The organism is Rudaea sp. 3F27F6, from assembly GCF_005503555.1.
GTDB lineage: Bacteria > Pseudomonadota > Gammaproteobacteria > Xanthomonadales > Rhodanobacteraceae > Rudaea.
Genome location: NZ_SCNG01000001.1, coordinates 991,259 through 1,017,030, shown reverse-complemented (window position 1 = coordinate 1,017,030; position 25,772 = coordinate 991,259). Strand labels below are relative to the sequence as shown.

The following is a 25,772-nucleotide window of genomic DNA, read 5'->3' as shown; positions in this document are numbered from 1 at the left end:
CCGAATCCGGGCAGCGGCTCGGCCCAATGCGCAGGCCGGGACGGCGTCGGAAGCGGTCCCGGATCGGACTCAGAAGCGATACGCCACCGCCTTCATTGCGTTGCTGGCGAGGCGCATCAGGGCGGGAATCGGCGGCGGCAGATCGACGCCGCCGGCTTCGCGGGCATGGCGGCCGTGCCGCGCCTCGTCTTCCTTCATTTGAACGACGACCGCGCGGCTCGCGGTATCGGCGGCAGGCAGTGTTTCCAAGTGCTCGCCGAGATGCGCTTCGACCTGACGCTCGGTCTCGACGACGAAGCCGAGGCTCACTTTGTCGCTGACCAGCGCGGCGATCGCGCCAAGCGCGAAACTTCCCACGTACCAAAGCGGATTGAGTAGGCTCGGGCGATCGTGCAAGGCATCGAGACGATCCGCGCACCAGGCAAGGTGGTCGGTTTCTTCGGCGGCGGCTTCGAGCAGTTGCGTGCGCGTATCCGCATTGCGTGCGACCGCTGCCTGGCCGGAGTAGAGCGCCTGTGCGCACACTTCGCCGGTGTGGTTCACGCGCATCAGGCCGGCGGCGTGACGGCGCTCGTCTTCGTTCAGTTCGGCCTCGGCCATACCGATGGCCGGCGACGGGCGCGAAGCTTCGGGAACTGCGCCGAAAACAGTGCCGAGGGCGCGCTCGGCTTCGATCAGGATGCGGTCGGGGAGGGAGAGTGCACGGGAAAGCATGCAGTCATTTTCGACGGCCCGCGCGAGCAATGCAATCGGCGGAAAACGCCGCACCCGCGAGGATTTACTTGACATGCGCGGCGCGAATCCGAACAATCACGCCCCCTTCGGCGCAAGCCGGGGCGGATTTCCGTGGCTTTCCGATGGCCGGCGTCACAAAAGCCCGGGCGCGCGAAAGCACGAAACTCCGGCTGGACAGCTCAGACGGTTGGAGCGCGGCACTCGTAATACCCAGTCATGCAGTACAATTCGGCAACGTTGGCGATGTAGCTCAGCTGGTTAGAGCACAGCACTCATAATGCTGGGGTCGGTGGTTCGAGCCCACCCATCGCCACCACTCGAATCGGACCGTAGAAGAACGAACTCGCGCTTGGCGCGAGCCCTTCGAACTTCGGTACGGTCGCAATACCGCCTAAGAATCGGCCCGCACAGGGCAGAATCCGGTCGAGATGCCGGAATCTTGCGCTGTTGGCGATTTTCGGGCTAAAATCGCCCTCTTTTCTCAGCGCAACACCGCTTCGCGGAGCCTTAAACCATGAAAGCCGACATCCATCCCGTATACAAGCCTGTGGTCTTCCAGGATGTCTCGTCCAACTTCGCGATCCTCACGCGTTCGACGATGACGAGCAAGGAAACGATCAAGTGGGAAGACGGCCAGGAATATCCGGTCATCAAGATCGAAATTTCCAGCGCCTCGCACCCGTTCTACACCGGCAAGCACAAGATCGTCGATTCCGGCGGTCGCGTCGACAAGTTCCGCAAGCGCTACGGCGCCACCGCGGGCAAGTAAGCCCGGAAAGCCTTGTTCCGTGTCGTGCGCAACCTGCGCCGGCGCGGACAGTGTTTTTGATCGATATCGAAGCCGGCCCAGTGCCGGCTTTCGTCGTTTGCATCTTGCATCGATCCCGTGCCTTTCAACCCGCCTGCGTATGATGATTTCGTAACGCGGAATCAAACATCCGTGTGATATTCTGCGTGGGTTGTGCAGTGCAGCGTCGCGAGCCCAAACGAGCTCGCCATCGAACGATGCGCCCCCTCGGCAACCCCGCGCACTGCTTCTTATTTCTGAAGAGAAGGAGCCTAACGTGGCCGATCAGACTGTGCAGTTGACCGATTCCGCAGCGAACAAATCCACGGCTTTGCCGGTCGTCACCGGCAGCCTCGGCGATCCGGCGCTCGATATCGCCAAACTCAACAAAGAAACGGGCTACTTCACCTTCGATCCGGGCTTCGTTTCAACCGCGTCCACGCGCAGCGCGATCACCTTCATCGACGGCGACAAGGGCGTGCTGCTCTATCGCGGCTATCCGATCGAACAGCTCGCCAAGCAGTCGAGCTTTCTCGAGGTCGCCTACCTGCTGATCAACGGCGAGTTGCCGACCGCAGCGCAGTTCGGCGCGTTCGACGACGAGGTGACGCATCACACGATGATGCATGAGTCGCTGCGCCATTTCTTGAACGGCTTCCGCTACGACGCGCATCCGATGGCGATGCTGTGCGGTTCGGTCGCGACACTGTCGGCGTTCTATCACGATACGCTCGACATCGCCGATCCCGAGCAGCGCCGCCTTGCCGCGCTCCGCCTGATCGCGAAGATGCCGACGCTGGCCGCCGCGGCCTACCGTTTCTCGATCGACTGGCCGGTGCGCTACCCGCGCAATAACCTGGAATACGTCACTCGTTTCCTGCACATGATGTTCGAGGTGCCGAGCGAGCCGCTGCAGCTCTCGCCGGTCGCGGCGAAGGCGCTCGACCTGCTGTTCATCCTGCACGCCGACCACGAGCAGAATGCCTCGACGTCGACCGTGCGCCTGGTCGGTTCGACCGGCGCGAATCCCTACGCCTGCGTCGCTGCCGGCATCGCCGCACTGTGGGGCCCGGCGCACGGCGGGGCGAACGAAGCGGTGCTCAAGATGCTCGGCGAGATTGGCACGGCGGACAACGTGTCGAAGGCAGTCGAGAAGGCGAAAGACAAGAACTCCGGCTTCCGCCTGATGGGCTTCGGCCATCGCGTCTACAAGAATTTCGATCCGCGCGCGACGATCATTCGCGAGATGTGCCACAAGGTGCTCGCCGACCTCGGCGTCAACGATCCGCTGCTCGACGTGGCGATGAAACTCGAAGAGGTCGCGCTCAAGGATCCGTATTTCGTCGAGCGCAAGCTCTATCCGAACGTCGATTTCTACTCGGGCATCATCTACAAGGCGTTGAAGATTCCGACCGAAATGTTCACCGTGATGTTCGCGATCGCGCGCACCGCGGGCTGGGTCGCGCATTGGCTCGAGCAGCACAACGACAAGGACACCAAGATCGGCCGTCCGCGCCAGATCTACACTGGCGCAACGAATCGCGACTACGTGCCGCTCGACAAGCGTTGAGTCGAAGGGGCGCGAATGCATCGCGCCCCGCTTCGCCAGCAAGTTCTCGCCTGATGCAGCCGCAAGAGCGGCTGGAATCAACGGCGCCCTAGCGGGCGGTTTCTTCGTTCAGAAGTCTTTGCACCGACGCTGCTGCCGCTCGTTGCATTGGCCTGCCGTCGATGCGGTCGAGCGGCGCTTGGCGCAGGCCGTCGTAGGCGAAGATCGTCACGTCGATGGCCGCATCGTCGGCGACGAACTGCAGCACGGGGAAATCCGTTTCGTCTTCTCTGTCGAAACGCAGGCGGCGCGTCTCGGTCTCATAGTCGATACCGTGCTCGTCGAGATGACGCGCCGGCGCGTCCGGATCGTCGCTGAAGAGATGCAGACACACGGCGGAATGCTCATCGGCTGTCCCGTCGAGGACGGCGCCGACGAGGCGCGGCTCGAACGCCGAGAAAAATCGCATCGCTTCGATCGCAGTTTCGCGCAACATGCGCAACCGTTGCGGTTGATCGTCGGCGTGAAACAGGCGCTGATATTCGCGCAGCGCGGCATCGATCTCGACATTCTTCGGCAGCGCGGATTCGTCGTTGACACCGAGGCGTGCGGCGGCTTTGCGTTTGGCCAGCGCATAGTCGCGCAGACCGGTTTCGCTGATCAGGCGCGCGGCTTCTGCGGCGATGCGCGCGCGGATCGGGTCGTGATGCAGCGCGCCGAGGTCGTGCCCGCGGCGCGCGCCGGTATCGGCACGGCGCTGGCGCATCAGAAAATTCCGTAGGCTTCCTGCTGCACCTTCTTCTCGGCCTCGGTCGGCTGGTTCGGGCTGTTCGCGATGCGGGTCAGATCTTCGGTGCGGAACACTTCGGAAATCGTGCGCTCGGCGCCCGGCGAAGCGAGCAGGCCGGTTTCGGCGTCGATCTGTGCGGTACTGATGCCGGGCGGCATGTCGAACGGTTTTTCGGGCACGCCTTCGAGCGCGGCGCGCATGAAATCGATCCAGATCGGCAGTGCGGTCTGCGCGCCGAATTCGATACGCCCCATCGAACTGAAATCGTCGAAGCCCATCCAGGCCGCGGTGACGAGATCCAGGTTGTAGCCGACGAACCAGCCGTCGCGATGATCGTTGGTCGAACCGGTCTTGCCGAACAGATCGTTGCGCTTGAGCACCATCGCACCACTGCCCGTACCGCGGCGTACCACGTCGCGCAGGAGCGAGCCGATCAGGTAGGCAGTGCGCGCGTCGAGAGTGCGCGGCGCGAGTTTGACCGCGGACGCGGGCGTCGTCGGCGCGGTGGTCGTGGCCTGCGCGCTGCCGATCGGCGAGATACCGCTCTGAGTGGTGGTCACGCCGTTGTTGTCCACCGTCGTTCGCGTGGCGGGCGCGCCGGGTGTGGCGGCGACGCGACCGTCATCGTTGGCGCGCTCCGGGCATTGAGCGCAGGCCTGGGCAGGCTGCGCTTTGTAGACTTCCTTGCCGTCGCGGTCATAGATCGCGTCGACGAAATACGGATCGACAAGATAGCCGCCATTGGCGATGACGGCGAACGCGCGTGCCATGTTCATTGGCGACACCGACGCGGTACCGAGCGCCATCGACAGATTCGGCGGCACTTGTTCGAGAGTCAGGCCGAAGCGTGTGGCGAATTCGCGCGCGTAGCGGATACCGATCGCGTCGAGCAGGCGGACCGACACGAGGTTCTTCGACTGCACCATCGCCTCGCGCAGGCGCATTGGGCCGGCAAATGAATCGTCGTCGTTCTTCGGCGTCCATTGTCCGCTCGGTTTGGACGGGTCGGGAAAGACCACCGGCGCATCGTTGACGATCGAAGCGGGAGTGAAACCGTGCTCGAACGCGGCGGCGTAAAAGAACGGCTTGAAGCTGGAACCCGGATTGCGCGACGACTGCACGGCGCGGTTGAACTTGCTGCGCGCGAACGAAAAGCCGCCGACTTCGGCGCGCACCGCACCGTCCTCGGGATCGAGCGCGACGAGCGCGCCCTGCACGGCGGGAATCTGCGCGAGCTGCCAGCGGCCGTCCTTCTTCGGGTCGGTGCTGCGTGCGACGCGCACGATATCGCCGACCTTGAGTGCAGCGTCGACGCGCTTCGGTGCCGGACCGCGGCTGGTTTCGTCCTGATAGCGGCGCGCCCAGGCGATATCGTCGAGGCTCAGCACGACGGTCTGGCCGTCGTTGAGGTGAACGTGAGCTTCCTTTTCCGCGGTTTGCGTGACGATGCCGGGCACGAGGCCGAACGTGGTGCGGAACGCGTCGAGTTTCTTGTCGAGATCGGCGGGCGAGGCGTCGGAAGGGAGATCGACGTGCGCTTCGGGGCCGCGCCAGCCGTGGCGCCGATCGTAGGACATCAGGCCGTTGCGCACCGCTTCGTTCGCCGCGGTCTGGCTGCGCGAGTCGATCGTGGTGCGGATCGTGTAGGCGTCGGTGAGTGCGTTGTTGCCGAGGCGCTGGATGGCTTCCTGGCGCACGAGTTCGGCGATGTAGGGCGCTTCGACTTCGATCGGCGGCTCATGCGCGAAGGCGCGCTCCGGCTCAGCGTCGGCCAACTTGAACTGGGCTTCGTCGATATAGCCGTTCTCGACCATGCGTTGGAGCACGTAGCGGCGGCGTTCGAGCGCACGCGTACGGTTGTTGAGCGGATTGCCGGTCGAGGGAAACTTCGGCAGCGAGGCGAGCATTGCGGATTCGGCGAGATCGAGTTGATCAAGCGTCTTGCCATAGTAGAACTCTGCCGCAGCAGCGACACCGTAGGCACGGTTGCCGAGGAAGATCTTGTTCAAGTAAAGCTCAAGAATCTGATCCTTGCTCAGCGTGTTCTCGATCTTGAACGAAAGCAGGATTTCGGTCGCCTTGCGCGACAGACTGACCTCGGAACTCAAGAAGAAGTCGCGCGCGACCTGCTGAGTAATCGTGCTGCCGCCTGGCACGTGCAGAGTGCGCTTGGAAATCATCAGTCCGAAGGCGCGCAGGATGCCCTGGTAGTCGACGCCGGGGTGGGCATAGAAATTGGCGTCTTCAGCGGCGAGGAAGGCGTTCTTCACCTGCGCCGGCACTTCGTCGATCCTGACCGGGATGCGGCGCGTCTCGCCGTAGGTCGCGATGAGCTTGTTGTCGGAACTGTAGATGCGCAGAGGCACCTGCAGAGTGACGTCGCGTAGCGAGTCGACCGACGGCAGACGCGGCACGATCAACCAGTAGACGACACCGATCCCGACCGCGCCAAGCACGATGCAAACCAGCCCGAAAATCAAGGCGTAGCGAAGCAAACGACGGAAAAAACGCATGCAGTAGTGTCGGCGGGCCCGAGACGGGCGAGATCATGGAATTATATGCGGGTACCGGTGGGGTCGGTAGGGAGGATTCTGGCGAAACGCGGGCGGTGCGCAAGCGATCATCTGTCATTCATTTCGGGTAAAACGCGATGCAGTTCTCTAAATATTTTCGGGAAGTGTTTGTTCGTCCAGCAGTTTTCCCCATTGCCAAAAATTTAACAATCCGGTTTAATGGGCGACGCGTTCTCTTTGTTTACAAACGCTTTAGTGATCTCGGGGAGCTGGGTTGAATATCTTTCAGGCCAAGTCGACATCGCTGATCGGCGTGGATATCAGTTCGTCTGCGGTGAAATTGCTGCAGCTGAGCCGTTCCGGCGGGCGTTATCGCATCGAACACTACGCCGTCGAGCCACTGCCGGCCAATTCGGTCGTGGAAAAGAACATCGTCGCCGTCGAACCGGTCGGCGAGGCGTTGCGGCGCGCGCTCGCGCGCTCGGGCACGAAGGCGAAGACCGCCGCTGCCGCAGTAGCCGGATCGGCGGTGATCACCAAGGTCATCACGATGCCGGCGGATCTCGGCGAAGATGCGCTCGAAGAGCAGATCCAGGTCGAGGCCAACCAGTACATTCCCTATCCGATCGAGGAAGTCAGTCTCGACTTCGAGGTGCTCGGTCCGGTCAAGGATGCGCCTGAATCGGTCAATGTGCTGATCGCCGCGTCACGTACGGAAAACGTCGAACTGCGCGTCTCCGCACTCGAACTCGCCGGCCTGACTGCGAAAGTCATGGACGTCGAAGCGTTCGCGATGGAAAACGCATGCCGGCTGATCGCCGATCAGCTCACCGTGCCGGCAGACGCGATCGTCGCCGTCGTCGACATCGGCGCGACGATGACCACGCTGATCGTGCTGAAGAGTCAGCGCACCATCTATTCGCGCGAACAGGTATTCGGCGGCAAACAGCTCACCGACGAGGTGATGCGCCGTTATGGCCTGTCGCAGGAGGAGGCCGGCCTCGCCAAGCGTCAGGGCGGCCTGCCCGAGTCCTACGAAGTCGAGGTACTCGAGCCGTTCAAGGAAGCGATCGTGCAGCAGATCAGCCGATTGCTGCAGTTCTTCTATGCGGGCAGTGACTATAGCCGTGTCGACCAGATCGTGCTCGCGGGCGGCTGCGCGCTCGTGCCCGACATTGGCGCGAAGATTCTTCAGCAGCTCGGCGTGCCGTGCATCATCGCCAATCCGCTGGCGAGCATGTCGCTGTCGCAGCGCGTACAAAGTCAGGCATCGGCGCTGCGTCTGGATGCACCGACGCTGATGATTGCCGCGGGTCTGGCCATGCGGAGCTTCGACTGATGGCCACAATCAACCTACTACCCTGGCGCGCAGAGCGGCGCCGCCAGCGCGAACGCGACTTCTACACGATGCTCGGCGCGGCGGCCGCGGCGGCCGTTCTCGCCTGGTTCGCGTGGGGCTATTGGATGGATATGCGCATCGAAGATCAGGGCGCGCGCAATGCTTATTTGAGTGGGGAAATCAAACAGCTCGAAGGCAAGCTCACCGAGATCAAGGATCTCGAGACGACCAAGGCCAAGCTGCTCGCGCGCAAACAGATCATCGAACAACTGCAGGCCAGCCGTTCGCAGATGGTGCATCTGTTCGACGAGTTGGTCAGGACTATCCCCGAAGGCGTGCGTCTGACCTCGATCAAGCAGAGCGGCAACGCACTTGCAGTGCAAGGCGTGGCGCAGGCCAATGGTGACGTGTCAAGTTATATGCGGAATCTGAATTCGTCGCAGTGGATGCAAGGCTCGGATCTGCAGAAGACCGAGATCAAAGGCGACGACAAGCGCAATCGTTACGAATTCGGCCTAACGGTCAAGTTGCGTTCACCCGAGCAACCCGATGTCGCAGCGCCCGGTACGCCTGCAAAACCCGCGGCGCCTGCGGGCAAGCCGACCGCGCAGGCTGCCATCTCGTCGGCGGGGAGTGCATCGTGAAGCTCTCCGACCTGCGCAATCTCGATCGCAATAACATTGGTAGCTGGCCGGACAGCGTCAAGTATGCCGCGTGCGGCTTGCTCTTCGTTCTGCTGCTGTTTCTCGGTTGGTGGTGGTCGATCAGTGGTCAGTCCGACACGCTCGCGCAAAAACAGAAGCAGGAAATCGATCTCAAGAAGGATTTCCACGACAAACAGCTCAAGGTCGTCAATCTGGAAAAGTTGAAGACGCAGCTCGACGACATGCGAGAAATCCTGCGCCAGTTGTTGCGCCAGCTGCCCGGCAAGACGGAGATGCCCGAGCTGCTCGACGATGTGTCGCGCGCGGCGCTGTCCGCGGGTCTGGAAACGCAGTTGTTCGAGCCCGGCGCGGAAACGATCCAAGAAGGGTTCTACGCGGAAAAGCCGATCACCTTACGCATGCTCGGCACTTATCATCAGTTCGGGACTTTCATCAGCGAAGTCGCGCGCCTGCCGCGCGTCGTGATCCTGACCATGCACGATGTGGCCTTGAAGCCGACTCAAGCGGCCGGCGGTAAGGGCAGTCCCGCTCCGGGCATGTTGACGCTCGAAGGCATCGTGAAGACTTATCGCTATGTCGACGAAGACGAAGCCGAGGCGGCCGCGCCGAAGAAGCCGGGTGCGCCGGCGAAGGCGGCCCAATGAGCGGATTATCGATGCGCCGCGCCAAGTCCGCGCGTTGGGGCCTGATCGTGCCGTTGCTGTTGGCGCTCGCCGGCTGCATGAAAGGCGACGCCGATCTGCGCAAGTGGGTTGCCGACGAAAAGAATTTGCCCGGCGGACCTCTGCCGCCGCTGCCCGTGCTCAAAACCTTCGAAACCTTCGAGTACAAGGCGCAGGCCCAGCGTGACCCGTTTGCACCGAGCCTCGCCGAGCAGAAGGCCGAAGAAGCGGAAAAGGTCGCCATGCCCGATCCGCATCCGAAGGAAAAACTCGAAGACTTTGCGCTCGACAGCTTGAAGATGGTCGGCACGATCGGTGCCGGAGCGAGCATGCTCGGATTGATCCGCGATCCGGAGGGGACGGTATCGACGGTGCGGCCGGGCAATTACGTCGGCCAGAACAACGGCAAGATCAAGGCGGTCAGCGCGAACAGCATCGATCTGGTCGAGCTGATCAGCAACGGCAACGGTGGCTGGATGGAACGGCCGGCGGCGATCGAAATCGGTGCGAATGCGAAATAGCGGCGAATTGGAATCGGCGGGTTGAACCTGCGCAATGAACATTGAATTGGGGAATACCATGAAGTGGACCAACGCGGGCTTGATTGGACGGCCCGGCGCACAGCGATTCGGCGCGATGCTCGGACTTCTCCTGGCCGTACTCGCGGCGCCGCCTGCGCGCGCGGAAAACGTGCTGCAGGACGTCGGCTTCGCGCCGCTTTCCGGCGGCCGTGTGCAGATCACGTTCAAACTCAGCGGGCCCGCAGAAGGCACGCGTGTATTCACGACGGAAAACCCGCCGCGCATCGCGCTGGATATCCCAGGCACACGTTCTGCTGTGAGCCAGCGCCATATCGAAGTCGGCAGCGGCGCGACGAGCGCGATCAACATCGCTGAGGCCGCTGGCCGCACGCGCGCCGTCGTCGACCTGTATCGCGCATCGAGCTACGAAACGCGCGCCGACGGCAACAACTTCGTCCTTGTCGTCAACAACGGCAACGCGGCCAACGTCACGGCGGCAATCGCTGCCGGTGATCAGACCAAGAGCGTCGGTGCGGTGGCCCAGGAAGTCTCGAACATCGACTTTCGCCGCGGCAAGAATGGCGAAGGCCGCATCATCATCACCTTCTCGGGTGAAGGTTCGAGCGCCGATCTGAAGCGCCAAGGCGACAAGATTCTGCTTGAGATCTACAACGCACGTCTGCCGACCCAGCTCGCGCAACGCCTCGATGTGCTCGATTTCGCCACGCCGGTGCAGTTCGTAGAGACGCGCAGCAAAGCCGGCGGCGCGCATATGGAAATCACCGCCAAGGCGCCGTTCGAGCAGCTCGCTTATCAGACCGGCAATCAATACATCGTCGAGATATCTCAGGCGAAGGAAAAAGAGAAAAAAGATCCGAATGCGCCGCCGGTCTATTCGGGCAGCCGCGTCACGTTCGATTTCCAGGACATTCCGGCGCGCGCGGTTCTCCAGTTGATTGCACAGATGTCGGAACTCAATATCGTCGTCGCGGACAGCGTTACCGGTAATGTCACGCTGCGCTTGAACAACGTGCCCTGGGATCAAGCGCTCGACATCGTGCTGCAGGCCAAAGGCCTCGACAAACGTCAGAACGGCAATGTGATCTGGGTGGCGCCGCAGAAAGAAATTGCGGACCGCGAGCAGGCGATCGCCGATGCCAAGCTCAAGCTTCAGCAGGTCAGCGAAACGGTGACCGAGTACATTCCGATCAGCTATGGCAAGGCCAAAGATATCGCCGACTTGCTGACACAAAAATCCAAGCAGAGCAACCAGGGAGGCAGCGCGGGTGGTGGAAGTGGAGGTGCAGCGCCGGCGGCTGGCAGTGGGTTCCTTTCCGACCGCGGGCGCGTATCTGCCGATGACCGTACCAATACCTTGCTTGTGATAGACACGCCCGAAAAGGTGCGTTCGATCCGCGAACTCGTTGCCAAACTCGACAAGCCCGTGCAGCAGGTGCTGATTGAAGCACGTATTGTTGTTGCGACCGACAATTTTGCGCGTGAGCTTGGGGCCAAGTTCGGCATCACGGGTGCGGGCAAGGTAGGTAGCCAGGTTGTAACGACAAGCGGCAATTTGAACGGCTCTCAGTACATGATCAATCAAGCGTTCGCCAATCGCCAAACTCTCGGCGATGCGCTCCCTGTGAACCCGCCAGGAGTGGCCGGAGGGCGCACGTCCACTACGACCGGGGCGACCAGTCTCGGCGACCGTCTCAACGTTAATCTGCCGACAACTACCACACAGGCAGGCAGCATCGGCCTGTCGGTGCTTGGCGCCAACTATCTGCTCGATCTTGAAATTTCGGCAGGCCAAACCGAAGGCCGCAGTGAGTTGATTTCCAGTCCGCGTGTCGTCACCGCGAATCAGCAGGAAGCTAACATTACCCAGGGGCAGGAAATTCCGTATTCGACCATTACCTCGACCGGCGGCGGTGCCGCGCTGCCGACCGTGTCTTTCAAGGATGCGGTGCTCGGTCTAAAGGTGACACCGACTATCACCGCAGACGGCCGAGTTTTCCTCAATCTCGAAGTGAAGAAAGACGCGCTCGCCGGCTATTACACGAACCAGTCGGGCTCCTATCCGATCATCGACAAGCGCGAGATGAGCACAGCGGTACTGGTCGATAACGGCCAGACCGTCGTCCTCGGTGGCGTCTATGAATTCGATAAGCAGAACGCCGTTACCAAGGTACCTTTCTTCGGCGATTTGCCAGGGCTTGGGGCGTTTTTCCGTAATGTCCAGAAGTCGAACAATAAGGCGGAATTGTTGATTTTCGTCACTCCCAAGATTCTCGACGAGAACCTGAAATAGTCACGTCGGGTTCCAACTGTTCCACAAACTCATTTTTCCCACTCGCAAGAACAGCCGTAGCAATACCGGAGTCAACTATGAAAACGCCGATTCGTTTCCTCGCGATGTTGTTCGGCCCATTGCTTCTCGTCGTAGGCGACGGGCAGGCGTACGCGTCTGGATTCGGCCCCCCGCCGGCCGACACTGTGAGGGTCGACTTGTCTTCACCATCAGTTAGCTCCAACTCGACGGCGACTGTGACGGTGACCGTTACTCGGCGCAACGGCACTCCCGAAGCCGACGGAACGGTCATCAGTGCGACGGTGTCGCCTTCGTCACTTGGTACGATCGCGGGGGTGGGTTCAGGCGGCGCTGCGAGCGGCAGCACTAGCTCCTTGATTGGCGGCGTAGCTTCTTTTGTCTTCATCGCCGGCAATTACAAGGGCGTCGACCCTGCGACGGCGACGATCACGGTTTCTCTGCCGCCATCCAATGGGTATCCGAACACGGTCGTCAATCGTACGACGATCAAAGTAACTTCCGGAGGTAGCAGCAACTCAAGTCTGCAGGTCACCCCGAACACAGCAACACTGCCGCAGAACAGAGACAACATAGGCCCGTATTTGGGTTCACCCTATATGGCCGAGCTGAAAGTGCAGTGGACCGGATTGATCTCGGGGCAGCCGCTCAACGGTAAGGTCAATGTTGCCATATCACCGGTGGGAGTGGCCGCATTCTCCACGTTGGATGATCCGAGCACGCCTTGGGTGGGGCAAACGAAAAATCCGCCAACGGCGGAAGGCAACGAGTTTCTTACGTTGCTCGGCAGCGGTACGGTTAATGTTGTCGCGGGAGTCGGCACGATTTTTGTCAGCGCGGGCGACGTACCAGGCACTGCCACATTGACGGTCAGCGCGCTTGATCCGGAAACTAATCGCACTTTGAGTGCGCAGCCGGTGACCATCACCGTCAACCGAGTGCGCGGTGGAATGCCGGGTGCGGTGACTCTGTCGCAAAGTACCGGTGGCGTTTACATCAACGGTGGCAACGGCCCGCAGAGCAAGACGATAAAGGCCACGGTGGTAGACGGCGGTGGTTCGGCAGTCGACGATCCGGATTTCGGCACGAACAACGTGCAGTTTCAGATCATCGGTCCGATGGGCACCGACGCTACTCTGTACTCCATGGATGCGAGCGGCACCATCCAAAGTGGGAGTTCGGTCAAGACGGCGACGAGAGGTGGAGCAGCGTACATCAGTCTGCTAGCCGGATCGGTGCAAGGCCCCGTGCAAATCAAGGCAACGGTTGATGGTTTCGACGGCAACATAGACAACGGAATTACCGCACCGATCTCGGCAACGACGACGGTAATCGTCTCGGATGGCCAGCTCTATAGCCTCACCATCACATCGCCGAAGGTCAATGCAGTCGCGGTTAACGGCGTCACAGCGTCGTCTCCACCAGGTGGCACGGTTCCGACACAGCCTGATGCGACATACAGCCTCACCGTCAGTGCAATTGCGACAGATCGTCAGGGCAATCCGGTGCCTGCGGGCACGCCGATCCTCTTCGGCGTGATAGATACCCCGCAGGACCCTAATTTCCTTTCGTCCTGCAACGGCTTTGGCGCGTTCCAGATTTGCGGCTGGGACGGCACGTTACAGCCCGGATCGGTCTATTTCAGCGCGCCCGAAGGTGGCTTCCGTACCGCGGGCGGCGGTACCAGTCCGGGCGACAAGCTCATTGTGCTCGGCAAGCAAAAGCATGGCGCACCGGCGGGCAACGATGATTTCGAGAGCGCAGTCGGCATCATCGGAGTGCAAAGCGAAACTCAATTGATAACCGGTTTTCCGTTTAACCTCAGCGCGACCACTAGCTCTTCAACACTGACGGATCCGCTGCCCTACGTAGTCGGCCGTGCAACGATCGGTAATATCAATTCGCCGGCGATGACTGACAGCTTGGGTCGCGCGACAGTTACCGGTACCGCCTCGACGACGCTGAACTACCCGGTATCTCAGCTCAATCGTGGCGTGGTGATATGGGCGCAGGGTCTTTCCACGAATCCGTTGCCGATCGGGGGCACGCGTATCGTAACCGACGCGATGGTGACGGTTTACCCTTCGCTAGCCGAACCGAGCATTACAGCCAGCCCGAACCCGGTTCCCGGTAATCTGCCCATTCCGATGACGGTATGCGTTGTTGATGCTCTGCGCATTCCGATCCCTGGAGTCCGCTTTAATTTCAATTTCAGTAATCTCGGCGCAGGTTCCGGTTCGGTCGATGGGCATACCAATTCCGGATGGACGGATGACTTGACCGATGCCTCCGGTTGTCTAGTCGTTCAGGTCAAAACGGCAGGCATCGCCAGTGCCACGACTGGTGGTTCTACTGCAGCACCAACACTGACCTTCAACGTCCCCTTTAGCACCGCGCCGAGCGCAGCTGTTGCTGTGCCGATCACTGCCGGCGGTAATCTCATTCTGCTCGCTACCCCGTCGGTCCTTGGCGGCTCAGGAGGCAGCGTCACGCTGACTTTGCTCTCCGCAAATGGCGTGCCGGTGGCGAATACTCAGCTTAGCGGCAGTTGTACTGGCGATACGATTGGCTTGTCGTCGCCGCCTGGAGTGACGAATGTGAGTGGCGTGACGAGTGCGGCTATCATCGCTAATCTCGACGGTTACGGCAGTCCCAAATCGGGCAGTTGCACCTTTACAACGCCTTCGGGTTCGCCGACGGTAACGGTCAATCTCAAAGGGACTGATCTATGCGCTGGCGTTACCACTGATCCGCGCTGCCCCGGCTACGTTGCGCCGAAACCGGTCACGGTCAACATGACAATTAGTTCGGTCAACGGATCCAGTGCGACTGCTTCGCTGTCGAGCCAGCCTGGCGGGCTGTCGTGCAATCTGTCCAACGGGACGACGCAATCCTGCAGTGCGACACCTGCAGCGGGCAATTACACGCTGACTGCGACCCCAGTGAGTCCGTCAGTGATCGTTGGTTTCACTGGCGACTGTCAGTCGAGCGGAGGCAATACGGCAACACTTTCCGTGCCTGCCGCCACTGCTACGGCGCAGACTCTGACTTGCAATCTGCAGGTAAGCGGTGGAGCGCTGACTTCACCGGTCAAGGGCAACATCACGATCCAGTCGAATAACGGCAAGACCGCGACGGCAAGTATCAGCAGTGCGCCCGGCGGGGTAGCTTGCAGTTTGACGGGCCTGACCCAGAACTGCACCAGTCAGTTGGCGGCCGGCACGAGCTATGGACTGACGGCATCGGTATCCAGCGGCACGACGGTGGTTGGCTGGGCCGGTGATTGTTCGGGCACTGGGAACACGGCGAACCTCGCTGTGCCCGCGACCGGGGTGACGCAGGTGAGTTGTACGCTCGTCGTCAACGGCCCAGGCACGGTTGCGACCGTGCCGGTAGCAATGACGATCAAGTCGGACAACGCGCAATCCGTGATTGCTTCGGTCACTGGCTTTGCCAACGGCGTATCCTGCAATATCGCGGGCACATCGCAGTCCTGCACACCTCAGGTCGACCCTGCGTCTTCACCGGTTACGCTGACCGGCGTCATCACTGCGGGTAGGTTCGTTGGCTGGTCTGGGGACTGTCAGAATACGACGCCGCCACCGGCGCCCAACGTTTATCCGACCACGGTTACAGCGACATTGGCCGTACCTGCGAATGCGTCGTCGCTCAGTTGTACGCTGATCATCAGCGGCACGCAGCCGGGTCTGCTGCCAGTGACCATCAACCTGGTATCTATCAATAACGCTGTAGCGAACGCCTATGTAACGAGCGATTTGTCGGGAATCAACCAGGGCAACTGCAGCCTGTCCGGCACATCAAGTTCGTGCAGCGTGCTATTGCAGAGCGGCCAGACCTATACGCTCACGCCGAACCCGATTGCGGGTACGGGAACTACAATCATTGGCTGGAGTGGCGATTGCATACCCGTGCCTGGCAATCCCAATAAGACGGCGACGCTTAATATGTCGTCGACACGTGCTTCGTTCGCTTGTACCCTGACCGTGACCGGGCCGGCGCCGATTCCGGCGAACTTCACGATTCAGTCCGACAATGGCAACAATGCGTCGGTTTCGATCAACAGTTCGCCGAACGGCGCTTCCTGTTCGTTGGCTGCAGCAAAAACGCAGACCTGCCCGGTACTGTTGCAGCCGAATTCAGTTTATACGCTGACTGCGCTGCCCTCTTCTGGGACGATCGTGAACTGGACTGGCGACTGCGTAGGATCGGGCTCTAGTGCCACATTGTCGGTGCCGACCACGGTCGCTTCCCCATTGAGTTGCATACTCCATGTGAACGGTCCTTGAGTCCAAGGCGCTTAGATTGTTAGCTAAAGGGCCGCAGCAATGCGGCCCTTTTTTATGCTCATCTGCCTTGCTGCCACCGGTTCAAGCTGAATCACGGGAGGGGCCAGGGCGAGAACAGTAGCCACGATGGAAACCTTTTCCCCTGTTCGCAGTCCTAGCAGCCGGCCGTGCTGCGGTGGTAGGTCAACCGCAGAGCGCGCATGACTTTCGTCTCGCGCGCGGTTTCATCGATGCGGTTAATCTAATACTCTCTGAATTTCTCAAACCATGGATATGATCGATCCCGACCTTCGGTCCGCGCCGGCTTCGGCGCCGGCCGTCATCGACGCCTTTCACAAACTGCGCGACGAACTGTCCGCCTGCATCATCGGCCAGAGCGCGCTCGTCGATCGCCTGCTGATCGCGTTGCTCGCCGACGGGCATCTGCTTGTCGAGGGCGCGCCGGGACTGGCCAAGACGCTCGCGGTGAAGGAGCTCGCGGCGCGCATCGAAGGCGATTTCCACCGTATCCAGTTCACGCCCGACCTGCTGCCGGCCGATCTGACCGGTACGGAAATCTATCGTCCGCAGACGGCGAGTTTCGAGTTCCAGAAAGGGCCGATTTTCCACAATCTGCTGCTCGCCGACGAGGTCAACCGCGCGCCAGCCAAAGTGCAGTCGGCCCTGCTCGAAGCGATGGGTGAACGCCAGGTCACGGTCGGGCGCACGACTTATCCGCTGCCGCCGCTGTTCCTCGTGATGGCGACACAGAATCCGATCGAGCAGGAGGGCACTTATCCGTTGCCCGAGGCGCAGCTCGACCGCTTCCTGATGCATGTGCGCATCGACTATCCCGACGGCGCTTCCGAAGCGGCGATCCTGAAACTGGCGCGTGATCGTGCCCGCGAGACCCTGGTGAAAACTTCGGTGCCGCAGCGTCTGCTGACCCAGGAGCAAATATTCGGCGCACGCGCGGAGGTATTGTCGCTGCATCTTGCGCCGGCGCTTGAGGAGTACGTCGTCCAGCTTGTGCTCGGCACACGTACGCCGAAAGCCTATGGTAGCGACCTCGCGCGCTGGATCTCATACGGCGCAAGCCCGCGCGGCACGATCGCGCTCGATCGTTGCGCCCGCGCACATGCGTGGCTCGCCGGCCGTGACTTCGTCTCGCCCGAAGACGTGCATGCGGTGGCGACCGATGTGCTGCGCCATCGCGTGCTCCTGAGCTACGAGGCCGAAGCCGAAGGCGTGACGCCGGAGCGTGTGGTATCGGCGTTGCTGGATCGGGTTCCGCTGCCGTAGGCAGCGAGCTGAGGTCTGAAAAACCGCCAGCCTGCGGGGATCAATCCGCATCCGCCGCGTTCTCACAAACCCATCATGCTGCGTTCGAACTCTTCCGCCGCCAACGCCCAATCTTCGGCTTCGCATAATGGCGTAGCCGTGACGCTCGACGAGTTGCTCTCGATGCGCCTGCGCGCCGCGCGCCTGGCCCAGCTTGCGCAGCGCGTCGCGGGCAGTCATGCGTCGGTGCACGCTTCGCGTTTTCGCGGACGCGGCGTCGACTACGCGGAGTCGCGCGCGTATCAGCCCGGCGACGATATCCGCCAGATGGACTGGCGCGTCACCGCGCGCACCGGACGCCCGCATACGAAGCTGTTCACCGAAGAACGCGAACGCGGTGTGCTTGTCGTGCTGAGCTGCAATCCGTCGTTACGCTTTGGTACGCGCGTGCGCTTCAAGTCGGTGCAGGCCGCGCGTACGGCAGCGCTGATCGCCTGGGCCACGGCGCTGTCGGGCGACCGCATCGGCGCGATCGGCTACGGCCCCGGCCTCAATGCCGAAGTGAAGCCCGGCGGCGGTATGCGCGGCGCATTGCGCTGCCTGCGCGCCTTCGTCGAATGGGATGCGATCACGCGCGGCTCGAAGGAATCGGTGCCGTTGTCGCAGGCACTGCAGCGCGCGCAGCGTCTTGCCCGGCCGGGCACCCAAGTGATTCTGCTGACCGATGGATTCGACTGCGACGAAGCGGCCGAACCTGCACTGTCGCTGCTCGCAGGCCATTGCGACGTCGCTGCCGTGATTCTGAGCGATCCGCTCGAGCACCACGCTCCGCCGCCGGCGCGCTACGCGCTGCAGGGCGAAGAGGGCGCTCCCGTTCTGCTCGATTTCGCCGCGACGAACACGCGTGCGCGCTGGCCGGCCTGGTTCGACGAGCAGCGCGCGGCTTTCGTTGCGATGCTCAAGCGCCGCGCGCTGAATTCGATCGTTCTCGACACCTCGTCCGAACCCGAGGCTGCATTGCGGACCTTGCTCGGCTTCGATGCGCGCAAGAAGAAGGCGGGCTGAGATGCTGCAGGCGACCGCCATGCAAGGGCCCGAACTGCGCGACATTCACGTGCCGGCACCGCCGTCCTGGTGGCCGCCCGCGCCGGGCTGGTGGCTGCTCACAGTGCTCGTCGTCGCGCTGTGCATTTTTCTCTTTCTGCACTTATATAGAAATTACCGTCGTCGTCAGCGCAGACTCGCGGTGATGGCCGAGTTCGAGCGCACGGTTGCGGCATCGCGTGGAGATGCGCCCGCGCTTGCGGCGAGCCTTTCGGCGTTTCTGCGCCGCTTGGCAATGCGCGCGTCGCCCGGTGCGGCGGCGCTCAAGGGTGAGGCGTGGCTCGGCCATCTCGACGCAGAAATGGCGGGTGAGGAATTTTCCCATGGCGTCGGCCGCGCCCTGATCGAGGCGCCGTATCGCGCGCAAGCTAGCTTCGATGAGCCTGCGCTGATCGCGCTGGCGCGTCGTGCCGCAGAAAAATTCTCCGCTAACGAGGTCTCGCGGTGAGTCGCTTCGATGCCGCATTCGCGTCGGCTGCAAGGGCTCGATTTATCGAGGCCGTCACCGACGGTCTCCGCGCGGGAAAAATCGGTCGCGCCGCGAGCGTACTCTGTTACACACAGCGCGCTCGCGTGGACGAACTTTCTCCCGCATGCGTTGCGCAAAAATTGCTTCTCTGCGTAAAGAGGGCCGCGCATGTTTGAGTTCGCGTGGCCCTGGCTGTTCGTCCTCCTGCCGCTGCCGTGGCTCGCTGCGCGCATGCTGGCGCCGGCGACGACGGACGCGAGCGCCGCGCTGCGCCTGCCGATCGTGCTCGCGGGTTTCGATCTCGCCGGCGGCGCGAATCCGGTGGCGCGCTGGAAACGCTGGCTCGCGCTCATCGCCTGGGCGTTGCTCATCGCCGCTGCGGCGCGGCCGCAGTGGATCGGCGAGCCGATCGATCTCGCGCGCAGCGGCCGCGATTTGATGCTGATCGTCGATGCGTCGGGCAGTATGGACACACCCGACATGCGCATCGGCGGCCAGGACGTCACGCGCTACGGCGCGGTCAAGGCGATCGCGGGCGATTTCGTCCGCCGCCGTGTCGGTGACCGCCTCGGCCTGATCGTGTTCGGCAGTCAGGCTTATCTGCTGACGCCGCTGACGTTCGATCGCGACACGGTCGGCAAGCAGCTCGGCGAATCCGTGGTCGGCCTGCCGGGCCGCGAAACCGCGATCGGCGACGCGGTCGGCCTTGCGGTCAAGCGCTTGCGCGAGCGGCCCGCGGACCAGCGCGTTGCGATCCTGCTCACTGACGGCGTCAACGATGCGGGCGAGCTCGATCCGCTCAAGGCGATCGATCTCGCCGTCGCGGAAAAAGTGAAGGTCTATACCATCGGCATCGGTGCCGAGGCGATGCGCATCAACGACGGATTCTTCGGCAGCCGCGTGGTCAATCCGTCCGCCGAAATCGACGAGAAGATGCTCGCCGACATGGCGCAGAAAACCGGTGGTCGCTACTTCCGCGCGCGCGACACGGCCGAACTCGCAAAGATCTACGAGGATATCGACCGGCTCGAACCGAGCGCAGACAAAGGCCAGCAGTTCCGCCCGATAGACGAGCTGTTCTTCTGGCCGCTGTCGGCCGCGCTGCTACTCGCGCTGTTTGGTGCGATAGTGCCACTCGTCGCCGGGCGGTTCGCAATGCGGGCGGATCGAGTGGGCAGGGCGGCGGCATGAACGATTTGCTGCACGATTTCCATTTCCTGCGTCCCGCGTGGCTGTTGCTGCTGCTCGCGCTGCCGTTCGCCTGGCGCGCGCTGAAGTCGGCGGGCAGCGACGCGCAGGCCTGGCGCGGGGCGGTCGACGCGCATCTGCTCGAACATTTGATCGTGCGCAACGAAGCGGCCAAACCCACGCGCGGCCCCGCATGGCTCGCGCTCGCCGCGCTGACGCTCGCCAGCCTCGCTTTGGCCGGCCCAGCGTGGGAGCGCCTGCCGCAGCCGCTCTACAAGAACCAGGCTGCGCGCGTGATCGCGCTGGAGCTGTCGGCGACGATGCTGGCCCAGGACGTGAAGCCGAGCCGCTACGAGCGTGCGCGCTATAAGATCGCCGATATCCTCAAACGCTCCGGCGATGCGCAAGTCGCGCTGATCGCCTATGCGGGCGATGCCTTCGTCGTCGCGCCGTTGACCGACGATGCGAACACCGTCGCCAATCTCGTCGACTCGCTCGACCCTTCGATCATGCCCGCGCCGGGCAACGACACCGGCAAGGCGATCGATCTCGGCGTCAAGCTGATCCGCCAGGCCGGCCTGCGCGACGGCGAAATCGTCCTGCTCGCCGACGGCGCAAGCGCCGATGCGGCGGCTGCTGCGGGGCGCGCGCGCAGCGCGGGCGTCGACGTATCGGTACTCGGCCTCGGCAGCGCGCAGGGCGCGCCGATCGCGCTCGGCGACGGCGGTTTTCTCAAGGACAAAGGTGGCAATATCGTGCTGCCCAAACTCGACGGCGCGGCGCTGGCCGAACTCGCGCGCGCGGGAGGTGGGCGCTATGCCGAGTACCGCGGCGACGCGGGCGATCTCGATACGGTGCTCGGCCCGCTCAGGCAGGGCGGCGAGGCGGCGAAGGACGCGGCCGGCGCGCAGGTGCAGAGCGAACGCTTCCTCGACCGCGGCCCGTGGCTGCTGCTCGCTTTGCTGCCGCTGGTCGCACTCGGCTTTCGTCGCGGCTGGCTGATGTTGCTGCCGCTGGTTCTCGCCATGCCGGCACAGCACGCCGAAGCGAGTGTATGGACGGATCTTTGGCAGCGCTCCGATCAGCAGGCACAGGCACAGCTCGATGCGGGCAAGCCCAAGGAAGCGCAAGCGCTGGCGAAGGATCCCGAACTGCGCGGCACCGCGGCCTATCGCGCCGGCGACTATGCCGCGGCCACGGGCGATTTCGCCGCCGCGGGCGATGCGAAGAACGCGACCGCCGATACGCAGTACAACCGCGGCAACGCGCTTGCCAAGCAAGGCAAGTTCGAGGAAGCGATCGCGGCTTACGATGCGGCGCTCAAGCGCGCGCCGGACATGGAAGATGCGGTGACGAACAAGAAAACCGTCGAAGAATTCCTCAAAAAACAGCAGCAGCAAAAGCAGGATCAGCAGCAGAAGGATTCGCAGGATCATCAGGGCAACAAGCAACAGCAGCCCGGCAATGACCAGCCGCAGGATTCGAAAGATTCGAAGGACGGCAAGGGCGATCAGCAAGGCGACGACAACAGCGAAAAGAAGGAATCGAAGGAACAGGGCAAGAACGAGCAAGGACAGAGCGCGCAGGACGGCAAGCAGCAGGACTCGCAGCAGCAGAATTCGTCCGCCGACGGGCAGAACAAGCCGGGCGACGAGAAGAACGCCGCCGCGCAGCAGCCCAAGCAGGGCAGCGAGGCGGGCAAGGAGTCGCAGGAGAAATTTCAGCAAAGCATGGATCAGGCGCTGACCAAAAACGGCAAGGAAGGCAAGGAGCCGCAGCCCGTGCGCCTTGGCGCGCGCGAAGGCGAGCAGCACAGCGAGAAGGATCAGGCCGTCGAGCAATGGCTGCAGCGCGTGCCCGACGACCCGGGCGGCCTGTTGCGCCGCAAGTTCCAGCTCGAGCATCAACGCCGCCAGCAAGGCGCGGCGCAGGAGAACCCGCCATGAAGCCGTTTTCGTCGTCCGCGCGATATTCGCGCGTATCTGTTCGTCGCATCGCCGAATCAAACATCGGACAGGTCCCGTCTGCATGGCCCGTTTTGGCACGAATGACGGACCGCGCGCGTTCGGCGCTTCGCGTTATCGCCATGCTGGCCGTCCTGTTCGTGTGTGTTGATGCGCACGCTGCTCAAGTCCGTGCCTGGCTTGACCGCAGCAGTATGCAGCTCGGCGAGACGGTGACCTTGAACGTCGAGGTCAGCGACAACACGAGCGCAAGCCAGCCCGATTTCAGCGTGCTGCAGCCGGACTTCAATCTGCTCGGCACGCAGAGTTCGACCTCGATGAATATCGTCAACGGCACGGCGACGTCGAAGCTCCTCTGGGCCGTCGGTCTCGAACCCAAGCATGCCGGTGCGTTGACGATTCCGGCGCTCAGCGTCGCCGGCGCGCAGACGCAGGCGCTGACTCTCACGGTGACGCCGGCGAGCGCGGCGACGGGCAAGGCCGGCGACGATCTGTTTCTCGATGTCGCGGTCGAGCCGAAATCGCCCTATGTGCAGCAGCAGGTGCGGGTGACGGTCAAGCTCTACTACGCGCTCGACCTCAGCGACGGCAATCTTGAAGATCCGCACGGCGAGGGTCTCAACTCGCGCAAGCTCGGCCAGGACGCGGGCTATCAGGCCGACGTTGAAGGCCGCCGCTACCGTGTGCTCGAACGGCACTATGCGCTGACCGCGGAGAAGAGCGGCACCGCGACGATGGCGCCGATCGTGTTCCGCGGCCACGCGGTCAACCGCAACGACATGAACAGCTTCTTCGCCCGCGGCCGCGCGGTCACCGCGCGCGTCGAGGGCCAGACGCTCGAGGTGCGTCCGCGCCCGGCGAATTCGGGCACCGACGCCTGGCTGCCCGCGCAGTCGCTAAGCCTGAGCGCCGACGGCGTCGATGCGAATACGCCCGCGCACGTCGGCGAGCCGCTGACCCTGACCCTGCGCATGAAAGCGCAGGGGCTCGCGTTCGAGCAACTGCCCGAACTCAAGCTGCCGAAGATCGACGGCGCCGACATCTACCCGGACAAAGAAACCACGGTCAATCGCGAAGACGGCACCTGGCAGTACGGCGAGCGCACGCGCAAATTCGCGATCGTGCCGAACCGCACCGGCAAGCTGACGATACCGCCGCTGAGTCTGGCCTGGTGGGACACCGCAAACGACCGTGCCGCGAATGCCGATCTGCCCGCTCTGAGCCTCCACGTCGCCGCGGGCGCGGCCAATGCGACCGCAGGCGCCGCGCCAGGTGCGATCAATCCCGCAAGCACGCAGAGCGCCGCGCCGACGGCATCTTCGCCGTTGCCAGAACTGGTGCTCGACGGCGGCACCGCGCAGCCGTGGCGCGCGATCGCCTTTGCAGCGCTGGCCCTATGGTTGTTGACCGCACTCGCCTGGGCAGGTTGGCTGCTCGCGCGACGCAGGGCCGCGGCGGGTGGCGCCGTCGCCGCGGCGGCGGGTCCGGTGAATGCCGACACAGCCGCCGCGCGCAAGGCGTTTCTCGATGCCTGCAAGCGCGACGATGCGTCGGCGGTCGCGCGTGCGCTGCTCGCCTGGGCGCGCAGCGACGGCAGTGCGGCGCGTACCTTGGGCGAGCTGACGCCGACGCTCGCGTCCGAAGCGCAGCGCGCGGCGTTGAACGATCTGGAACGCAGCCTCTACGCAGCCGGAGCGGGTACGTCGAGCGGCGAGCGCGTCGCCGCGGCGTTCCGCAATGGTTTCGAGTTCGCTGCGAAGACCCAGGCCGCGGCGCCGGCTGCGGTACCGCCGCTGTATCCATTCTCGATCCAGTCCGAGCGATCGTCGCGGACGCTGCACTGAGTCCGCTGGGCCCGGCCTAGTGCCGGTGCGGGCGCCAGAACTGCATGATTGCCGAGAACGCCAGGCAGCCGGCCAGGGCGAGCAGCCAGGAATTTTTCGCGTAGGCGCTCATGTGCAGCGCGCCGCGGCCCACGGCGCGCACCGCGTCATCGCCGCCGAACAATGCCGCGGCAATGCCGATCGCCAGCCCGAACACGGCGACGAGAATTTGCAGCAGGTGCCTTTCGAACGGTGACGCGAGCGGATCGGCGGCGAGCCCTGACGCGCTGCGGCGTTGTCCGAGCGCGCGCCGCGCCACGGACGCGGCGAAATCGGCCGGCAGTGGATTGGCCGGCGCGGCGCCGAGCGCGCGTGCAATCAGGCGGTACTGGCGCACGCGGGCGTCGTCCTCGCGCGTCGCGTTGCGAGAGCGCTCGGCCTGGCGTGCGCGCTCCTGTGCGAGCCATTCGCTTTCGCGGGCGGGATCATCGAATGGCTTTGTCTGGTCGTTCATACGCTAGCTCCGAAACAAAGGTCCGCGCGTCCTCATCCCAAGGCCGGCAGCCTGCGCCGAGTCCGAAACAAGTCCGGCCCCGGCTATATCGAATCCAGCGCATTCGCGCCGGATTCCTGGCGGGTCGTCCTCGACCCGCGGGCGGCTGCGCCTTACGCGAAGCTGCCCAAGCGTGACTCGAGCACATGGCGCAATTGCAGCCGCGTGCGGAAAAGATGGCTCTTAATCGTGCCGATGGCAAGTCCGGTGACCGCACCGATTTCCGCCAGCGACAGCTCGTCGAGGTGATACAGGGTGATCACCGTGCGCTGCAGCGGCGGCAGCGTCTCGATCGCCGCATGCAGATGGCGCGCGAGATCGGCGTCGGCGCTCGCGGCTTCGAGGTCGAAGCCGTCGTCGATGCGATCGAGCAGCTCCGGTTCTTCATCGAGATTGCCGGCCGTCTCGGCGATTTCGACGCGTTTTTTTTCCAGGTGGCGCAGGGCGATCGTGTAGGCCACGCGCCCGATCCAGGCCTTCAGCGGCGCGTCGTGGCGGTACTGGTGCAGAGTGCGGTGCACGCGCAGGAAGGTTTCCTGGCACAGCTCGCGTGTATCCTCGGCGTGCCGCGTCATGCGCTGGACGATATGCCAGACCAAACCCTGATAATCGCGCACGAGCTGTTCGAACGCGCCGGCGCGGTTCGCCAGCACGGCATCGACTAGTTCGCGATCGGTGTTCATCAGCGCGAATCTTCCATAAGCCGAGCAGATACGCAAAGCCGCGCGGCGGTTGCACCGTCGGGCCGACGCAGAACTTGCAACCGCCCCGGCCGATGGCGTATCCATGTGCTGCGTTACCGATTGAAGGAGTCTGCAATGGAAATCGACTGGGTACCGATCGTCCTCTTCGTCTGCCTGACCTACGCGTTCACGTTCGCGGTCAAGACGATCGTCGAGGCGCGCATGCGCAGCCTGCTCGCGAAGGACGCCGTATCCGAGGATCTCCTGCGCTCGATCCTGACCGGCGAGCAGCAGCAGCGGCGCCTGTCCTCGCTGCGCTGGGGCCTGGCCCTGGTCGCGGTCAGCGTCGGCTTCGGCCTGATCCAGTCCTACGGCTGGACCGAAATCACTCCGGGCGTCGTCGCCGTCCTCGCCGGTTCGGTCGGCATCGGCCAGCTCGCTTTCTTCGCTTTGTCGACGAAGTTCACGCGCAACGGCTGAATCGCGTATCGCCGCTGCGACCCGGCGGCAGTCCATTGAGATAGGAAAACA

At 63.1% G+C, this 25,772-nt stretch carries 20 protein-coding genes and 1 tRNA gene; 16 read left to right on the top strand and 5 right to left on the bottom strand.

The features are described from left to right. Nucleotides 1–69: 69 nt before the first annotated feature. Nucleotides 70–714, bottom strand: coding sequence for a 2-polyprenyl-3-methyl-6-methoxy-1,4-benzoquinone monooxygenase (coq7, locus tag FFS30_RS04420; protein WP_137911880.1), 645 nt, complete (start codon nt 712–714; stop codon nt 70–72). 260 nt (nt 715–974) lie between these two features. On the opposite strand from coq7, the gene FFS30_RS04415 reads away from it, so the two are divergent. From FFS30_RS04415 to FFS30_RS04405, 3 genes are all read left to right on the top strand, one after another. Then, nucleotides 975–1,051: transfer RNA gene (locus FFS30_RS04415), tRNA-Met, on the top strand. Nucleotides 1,052–1,249: 198 nt separating this feature from the next. Next, nucleotides 1,250–1,504 carry a type B 50S ribosomal protein L31 gene (locus FFS30_RS04410; protein ID WP_137911879.1) on the top strand — a complete coding sequence of 85 codons (255 nt, stop codon included), beginning with the start codon at nt 1,250–1,252 and terminating at the stop codon, nt 1,502–1,504. A 295-nt stretch (nt 1,505–1,799) separates the two neighbouring features. Continuing rightward, a complete protein-coding gene (locus tag FFS30_RS04405; RefSeq protein WP_137911878.1) occupies nt 1,800–3,092 on the top strand; it encodes a citrate synthase in 1,293 nt (430 codons plus the stop codon). An 88-nt stretch (nt 3,093–3,180) separates the two neighbouring features. Here FFS30_RS04405 and FFS30_RS04400 read toward each other — a convergent pair whose 3' ends face one another. Then, nucleotides 3,181–3,837, bottom strand: a complete 657-nt coding sequence (locus tag FFS30_RS04400; RefSeq protein ID WP_137911877.1) for a hypothetical protein — start codon at nt 3,835–3,837, stop codon at nt 3,181–3,183. Beyond that, entirely contained in the window at nt 3,837–6,374 is a 2,538-nt protein-coding gene (locus FFS30_RS04395; RefSeq protein ID WP_137911876.1) for a penicillin-binding protein 1A, read from the bottom strand. The genes FFS30_RS04400 and FFS30_RS04395 overlap by 1 nt, the downstream gene beginning before the upstream one ends. 274 nt (nt 6,375–6,648) lie before the next feature. On the opposite strand from FFS30_RS04395, the gene FFS30_RS04390 reads away from it, so the two are divergent. The 12 genes from FFS30_RS04390 to FFS30_RS04335 all read left to right on the top strand — a co-directional run bounded on the left by FFS30_RS04390 (nt 6,649) and on the right by FFS30_RS04335 (nt 24,026). Next, on the top strand, nt 6,649–7,713 hold the full coding sequence (locus tag FFS30_RS04390) for a pilus assembly protein PilM (RefSeq protein ID WP_137911875.1): 1,065 nt from the start codon (nt 6,649–6,651) through the stop codon (nt 7,711–7,713). Beyond that, entirely contained in the window at nt 7,713–8,357 is a 645-nt protein-coding gene (locus FFS30_RS04385) for a PilN domain-containing protein (protein WP_137911874.1), read from the top strand. The genes FFS30_RS04390 and FFS30_RS04385 overlap by 1 nt, the downstream gene beginning before the upstream one ends. Next, nucleotides 8,351–9,022, top strand: a complete 672-nt coding sequence (locus FFS30_RS04380) for a type 4a pilus biogenesis protein PilO (protein ID WP_137912573.1) — start codon at nt 8,351–8,353, stop codon at nt 9,020–9,022. The genes FFS30_RS04385 and FFS30_RS04380 overlap by 7 nt, the downstream gene beginning before the upstream one ends. Next, on the top strand, nt 9,019–9,561 hold the full coding sequence (locus FFS30_RS04375) for a pilus assembly protein PilP (protein WP_137911873.1): 543 nt from the start codon (nt 9,019–9,021) through the stop codon (nt 9,559–9,561). Before FFS30_RS04380 ends, FFS30_RS04375 begins: the two co-directional genes overlap by 4 nt. Before the next feature lie 58 nt (nt 9,562–9,619). Continuing rightward, a complete protein-coding gene (locus FFS30_RS04370; protein ID WP_249352161.1) occupies nt 9,620–11,872 on the top strand; it encodes a type IV pilus secretin PilQ in 2,253 nt (750 codons plus the stop codon). 77 nt (nt 11,873–11,949) lie between these two features. Continuing rightward, nucleotides 11,950–16,197 (top strand): hypothetical protein, encoded by a 4,248-nt coding sequence (locus tag FFS30_RS04365; RefSeq protein WP_137911871.1) that lies wholly within the window; start codon nt 11,950–11,952, stop codon nt 16,195–16,197. 267 nt (nt 16,198–16,464) lie between these two features. Next, nucleotides 16,465–17,478, top strand: a complete 1,014-nt coding sequence (locus tag FFS30_RS04360; protein ID WP_137911870.1) for a MoxR family ATPase — start codon at nt 16,465–16,467, stop codon at nt 17,476–17,478. A 75-nt stretch (nt 17,479–17,553) separates the two neighbouring features. Continuing rightward, nucleotides 17,554–18,522 (top strand): DUF58 domain-containing protein, encoded by a 969-nt coding sequence (locus FFS30_RS04355; RefSeq protein WP_137911869.1) that lies wholly within the window; start codon nt 17,554–17,556, stop codon nt 18,520–18,522. A gap of 1 nt (nt 18,523) precedes the next feature. Next, nucleotides 18,524–19,009 carry a DUF4381 family protein gene (locus FFS30_RS04350; protein WP_171014410.1) on the top strand — a complete coding sequence of 162 codons (486 nt, stop codon included), beginning with the start codon at nt 18,524–18,526 and terminating at the stop codon, nt 19,007–19,009. Nucleotides 19,010–19,198: 189 nt separating this feature from the next. Beyond that, complete coding sequence (locus tag FFS30_RS04345; protein ID WP_137911867.1) at nt 19,199–20,221, top strand: VWA domain-containing protein; 1,023 nt, start codon at nt 19,199–19,201, stop codon at nt 20,219–20,221. Then, nucleotides 20,218–22,164, top strand: coding sequence for a VWA domain-containing protein (locus FFS30_RS04340; protein WP_137911866.1), 1,947 nt, complete (start codon nt 20,218–20,220; stop codon nt 22,162–22,164). The genes FFS30_RS04345 and FFS30_RS04340 overlap by 4 nt, the downstream gene beginning before the upstream one ends. Before the next feature lie 140 nt (nt 22,165–22,304). Then, nucleotides 22,305–24,026 carry a BatD family protein gene (locus FFS30_RS04335; protein WP_171014409.1) on the top strand — a complete coding sequence of 574 codons (1,722 nt, stop codon included), beginning with the start codon at nt 22,305–22,307 and terminating at the stop codon, nt 24,024–24,026. Between the two features lie 16 nt (nt 24,027–24,042). On the opposite strand, the gene FFS30_RS04330 is transcribed toward FFS30_RS04335, so the two are convergent. Further along, entirely contained in the window at nt 24,043–24,519 is a 477-nt protein-coding gene (locus tag FFS30_RS04330; protein ID WP_137911864.1) for a hypothetical protein, read from the bottom strand. Nucleotides 24,520–24,671: 152 nt separating this feature from the next. Beyond that, nucleotides 24,672–25,241: a sigma-70 family RNA polymerase sigma factor gene (locus FFS30_RS04325; protein WP_137911863.1), complete on the bottom strand. Its 570-nt coding sequence runs from the start codon at nt 25,239–25,241 to the stop codon at nt 24,672–24,674. 135 nt (nt 25,242–25,376) lie between these two features. On the opposite strand from FFS30_RS04325, the gene FFS30_RS04320 reads away from it, so the two are divergent. Beyond that, complete coding sequence (locus tag FFS30_RS04320) at nt 25,377–25,721, top strand: hypothetical protein (protein ID WP_137911862.1); 345 nt, start codon at nt 25,377–25,379, stop codon at nt 25,719–25,721. Nucleotides 25,722–25,772: the final 51 nt, after the last annotated feature.

Bases quoted from the DNA above. Each gene is read 5' to 3' on its own strand.
- coq7 (WP_137911880.1), bottom strand. From the start codon at position 714: ATGCTTTCCCGTGCACTCTCCCTCCCCGACCGCATCCTGATCGAAGCC.
- FFS30_RS04410 (WP_137911879.1), top strand. From the start codon at position 1,250: ATGAAAGCCGACATCCATCCCGTATACAAGCCTGTGGTCTTCCAGGAT.
- FFS30_RS04400 (WP_137911877.1), bottom strand. From the start codon at position 3,837: ATGCGCCAGCGCCGTGCCGATACCGGCGCGCGCCGCGGGCACGACCTC.
- FFS30_RS04395 (WP_137911876.1), bottom strand. From the start codon at position 6,374: ATGCGTTTTTTCCGTCGTTTGCTTCGCTACGCCTTGATTTTCGGGCTG.
- FFS30_RS04385 (WP_137911874.1), top strand. From the start codon at position 7,713: ATGGCCACAATCAACCTACTACCCTGGCGCGCAGAGCGGCGCCGCCAG.
- FFS30_RS04375 (WP_137911873.1), top strand. From the start codon at position 9,019: ATGAGCGGATTATCGATGCGCCGCGCCAAGTCCGCGCGTTGGGGCCTG.
- FFS30_RS04370 (WP_249352161.1), top strand. From the start codon at position 9,620: ATGAAGTGGACCAACGCGGGCTTGATTGGACGGCCCGGCGCACAGCGA.
- FFS30_RS04365 (WP_137911871.1), top strand. From the start codon at position 11,950: ATGAAAACGCCGATTCGTTTCCTCGCGATGTTGTTCGGCCCATTGCTT.
- FFS30_RS04360 (WP_137911870.1), top strand. From the start codon at position 16,465: ATGGATATGATCGATCCCGACCTTCGGTCCGCGCCGGCTTCGGCGCCG.
- FFS30_RS04355 (WP_137911869.1), top strand. From the start codon at position 17,554: ATGCTGCGTTCGAACTCTTCCGCCGCCAACGCCCAATCTTCGGCTTCG.
- FFS30_RS04350 (WP_171014410.1), top strand. From the start codon at position 18,524: ATGCTGCAGGCGACCGCCATGCAAGGGCCCGAACTGCGCGACATTCAC.
- FFS30_RS04345 (WP_137911867.1), top strand. From the start codon at position 19,199: ATGTTTGAGTTCGCGTGGCCCTGGCTGTTCGTCCTCCTGCCGCTGCCG.
- FFS30_RS04340 (WP_137911866.1), top strand. From the start codon at position 20,218: ATGAACGATTTGCTGCACGATTTCCATTTCCTGCGTCCCGCGTGGCTG.
- FFS30_RS04335 (WP_171014409.1), top strand. From the start codon at position 22,305: ATGCTGGCCGTCCTGTTCGTGTGTGTTGATGCGCACGCTGCTCAAGTC.
- FFS30_RS04330 (WP_137911864.1), bottom strand. From the start codon at position 24,519: ATGAACGACCAGACAAAGCCATTCGATGATCCCGCCCGCGAAAGCGAA.
- FFS30_RS04325 (WP_137911863.1), bottom strand. From the start codon at position 25,241: ATGAACACCGATCGCGAACTAGTCGATGCCGTGCTGGCGAACCGCGCC.
- FFS30_RS04320 (WP_137911862.1), top strand. From the start codon at position 25,377: ATGGAAATCGACTGGGTACCGATCGTCCTCTTCGTCTGCCTGACCTAC.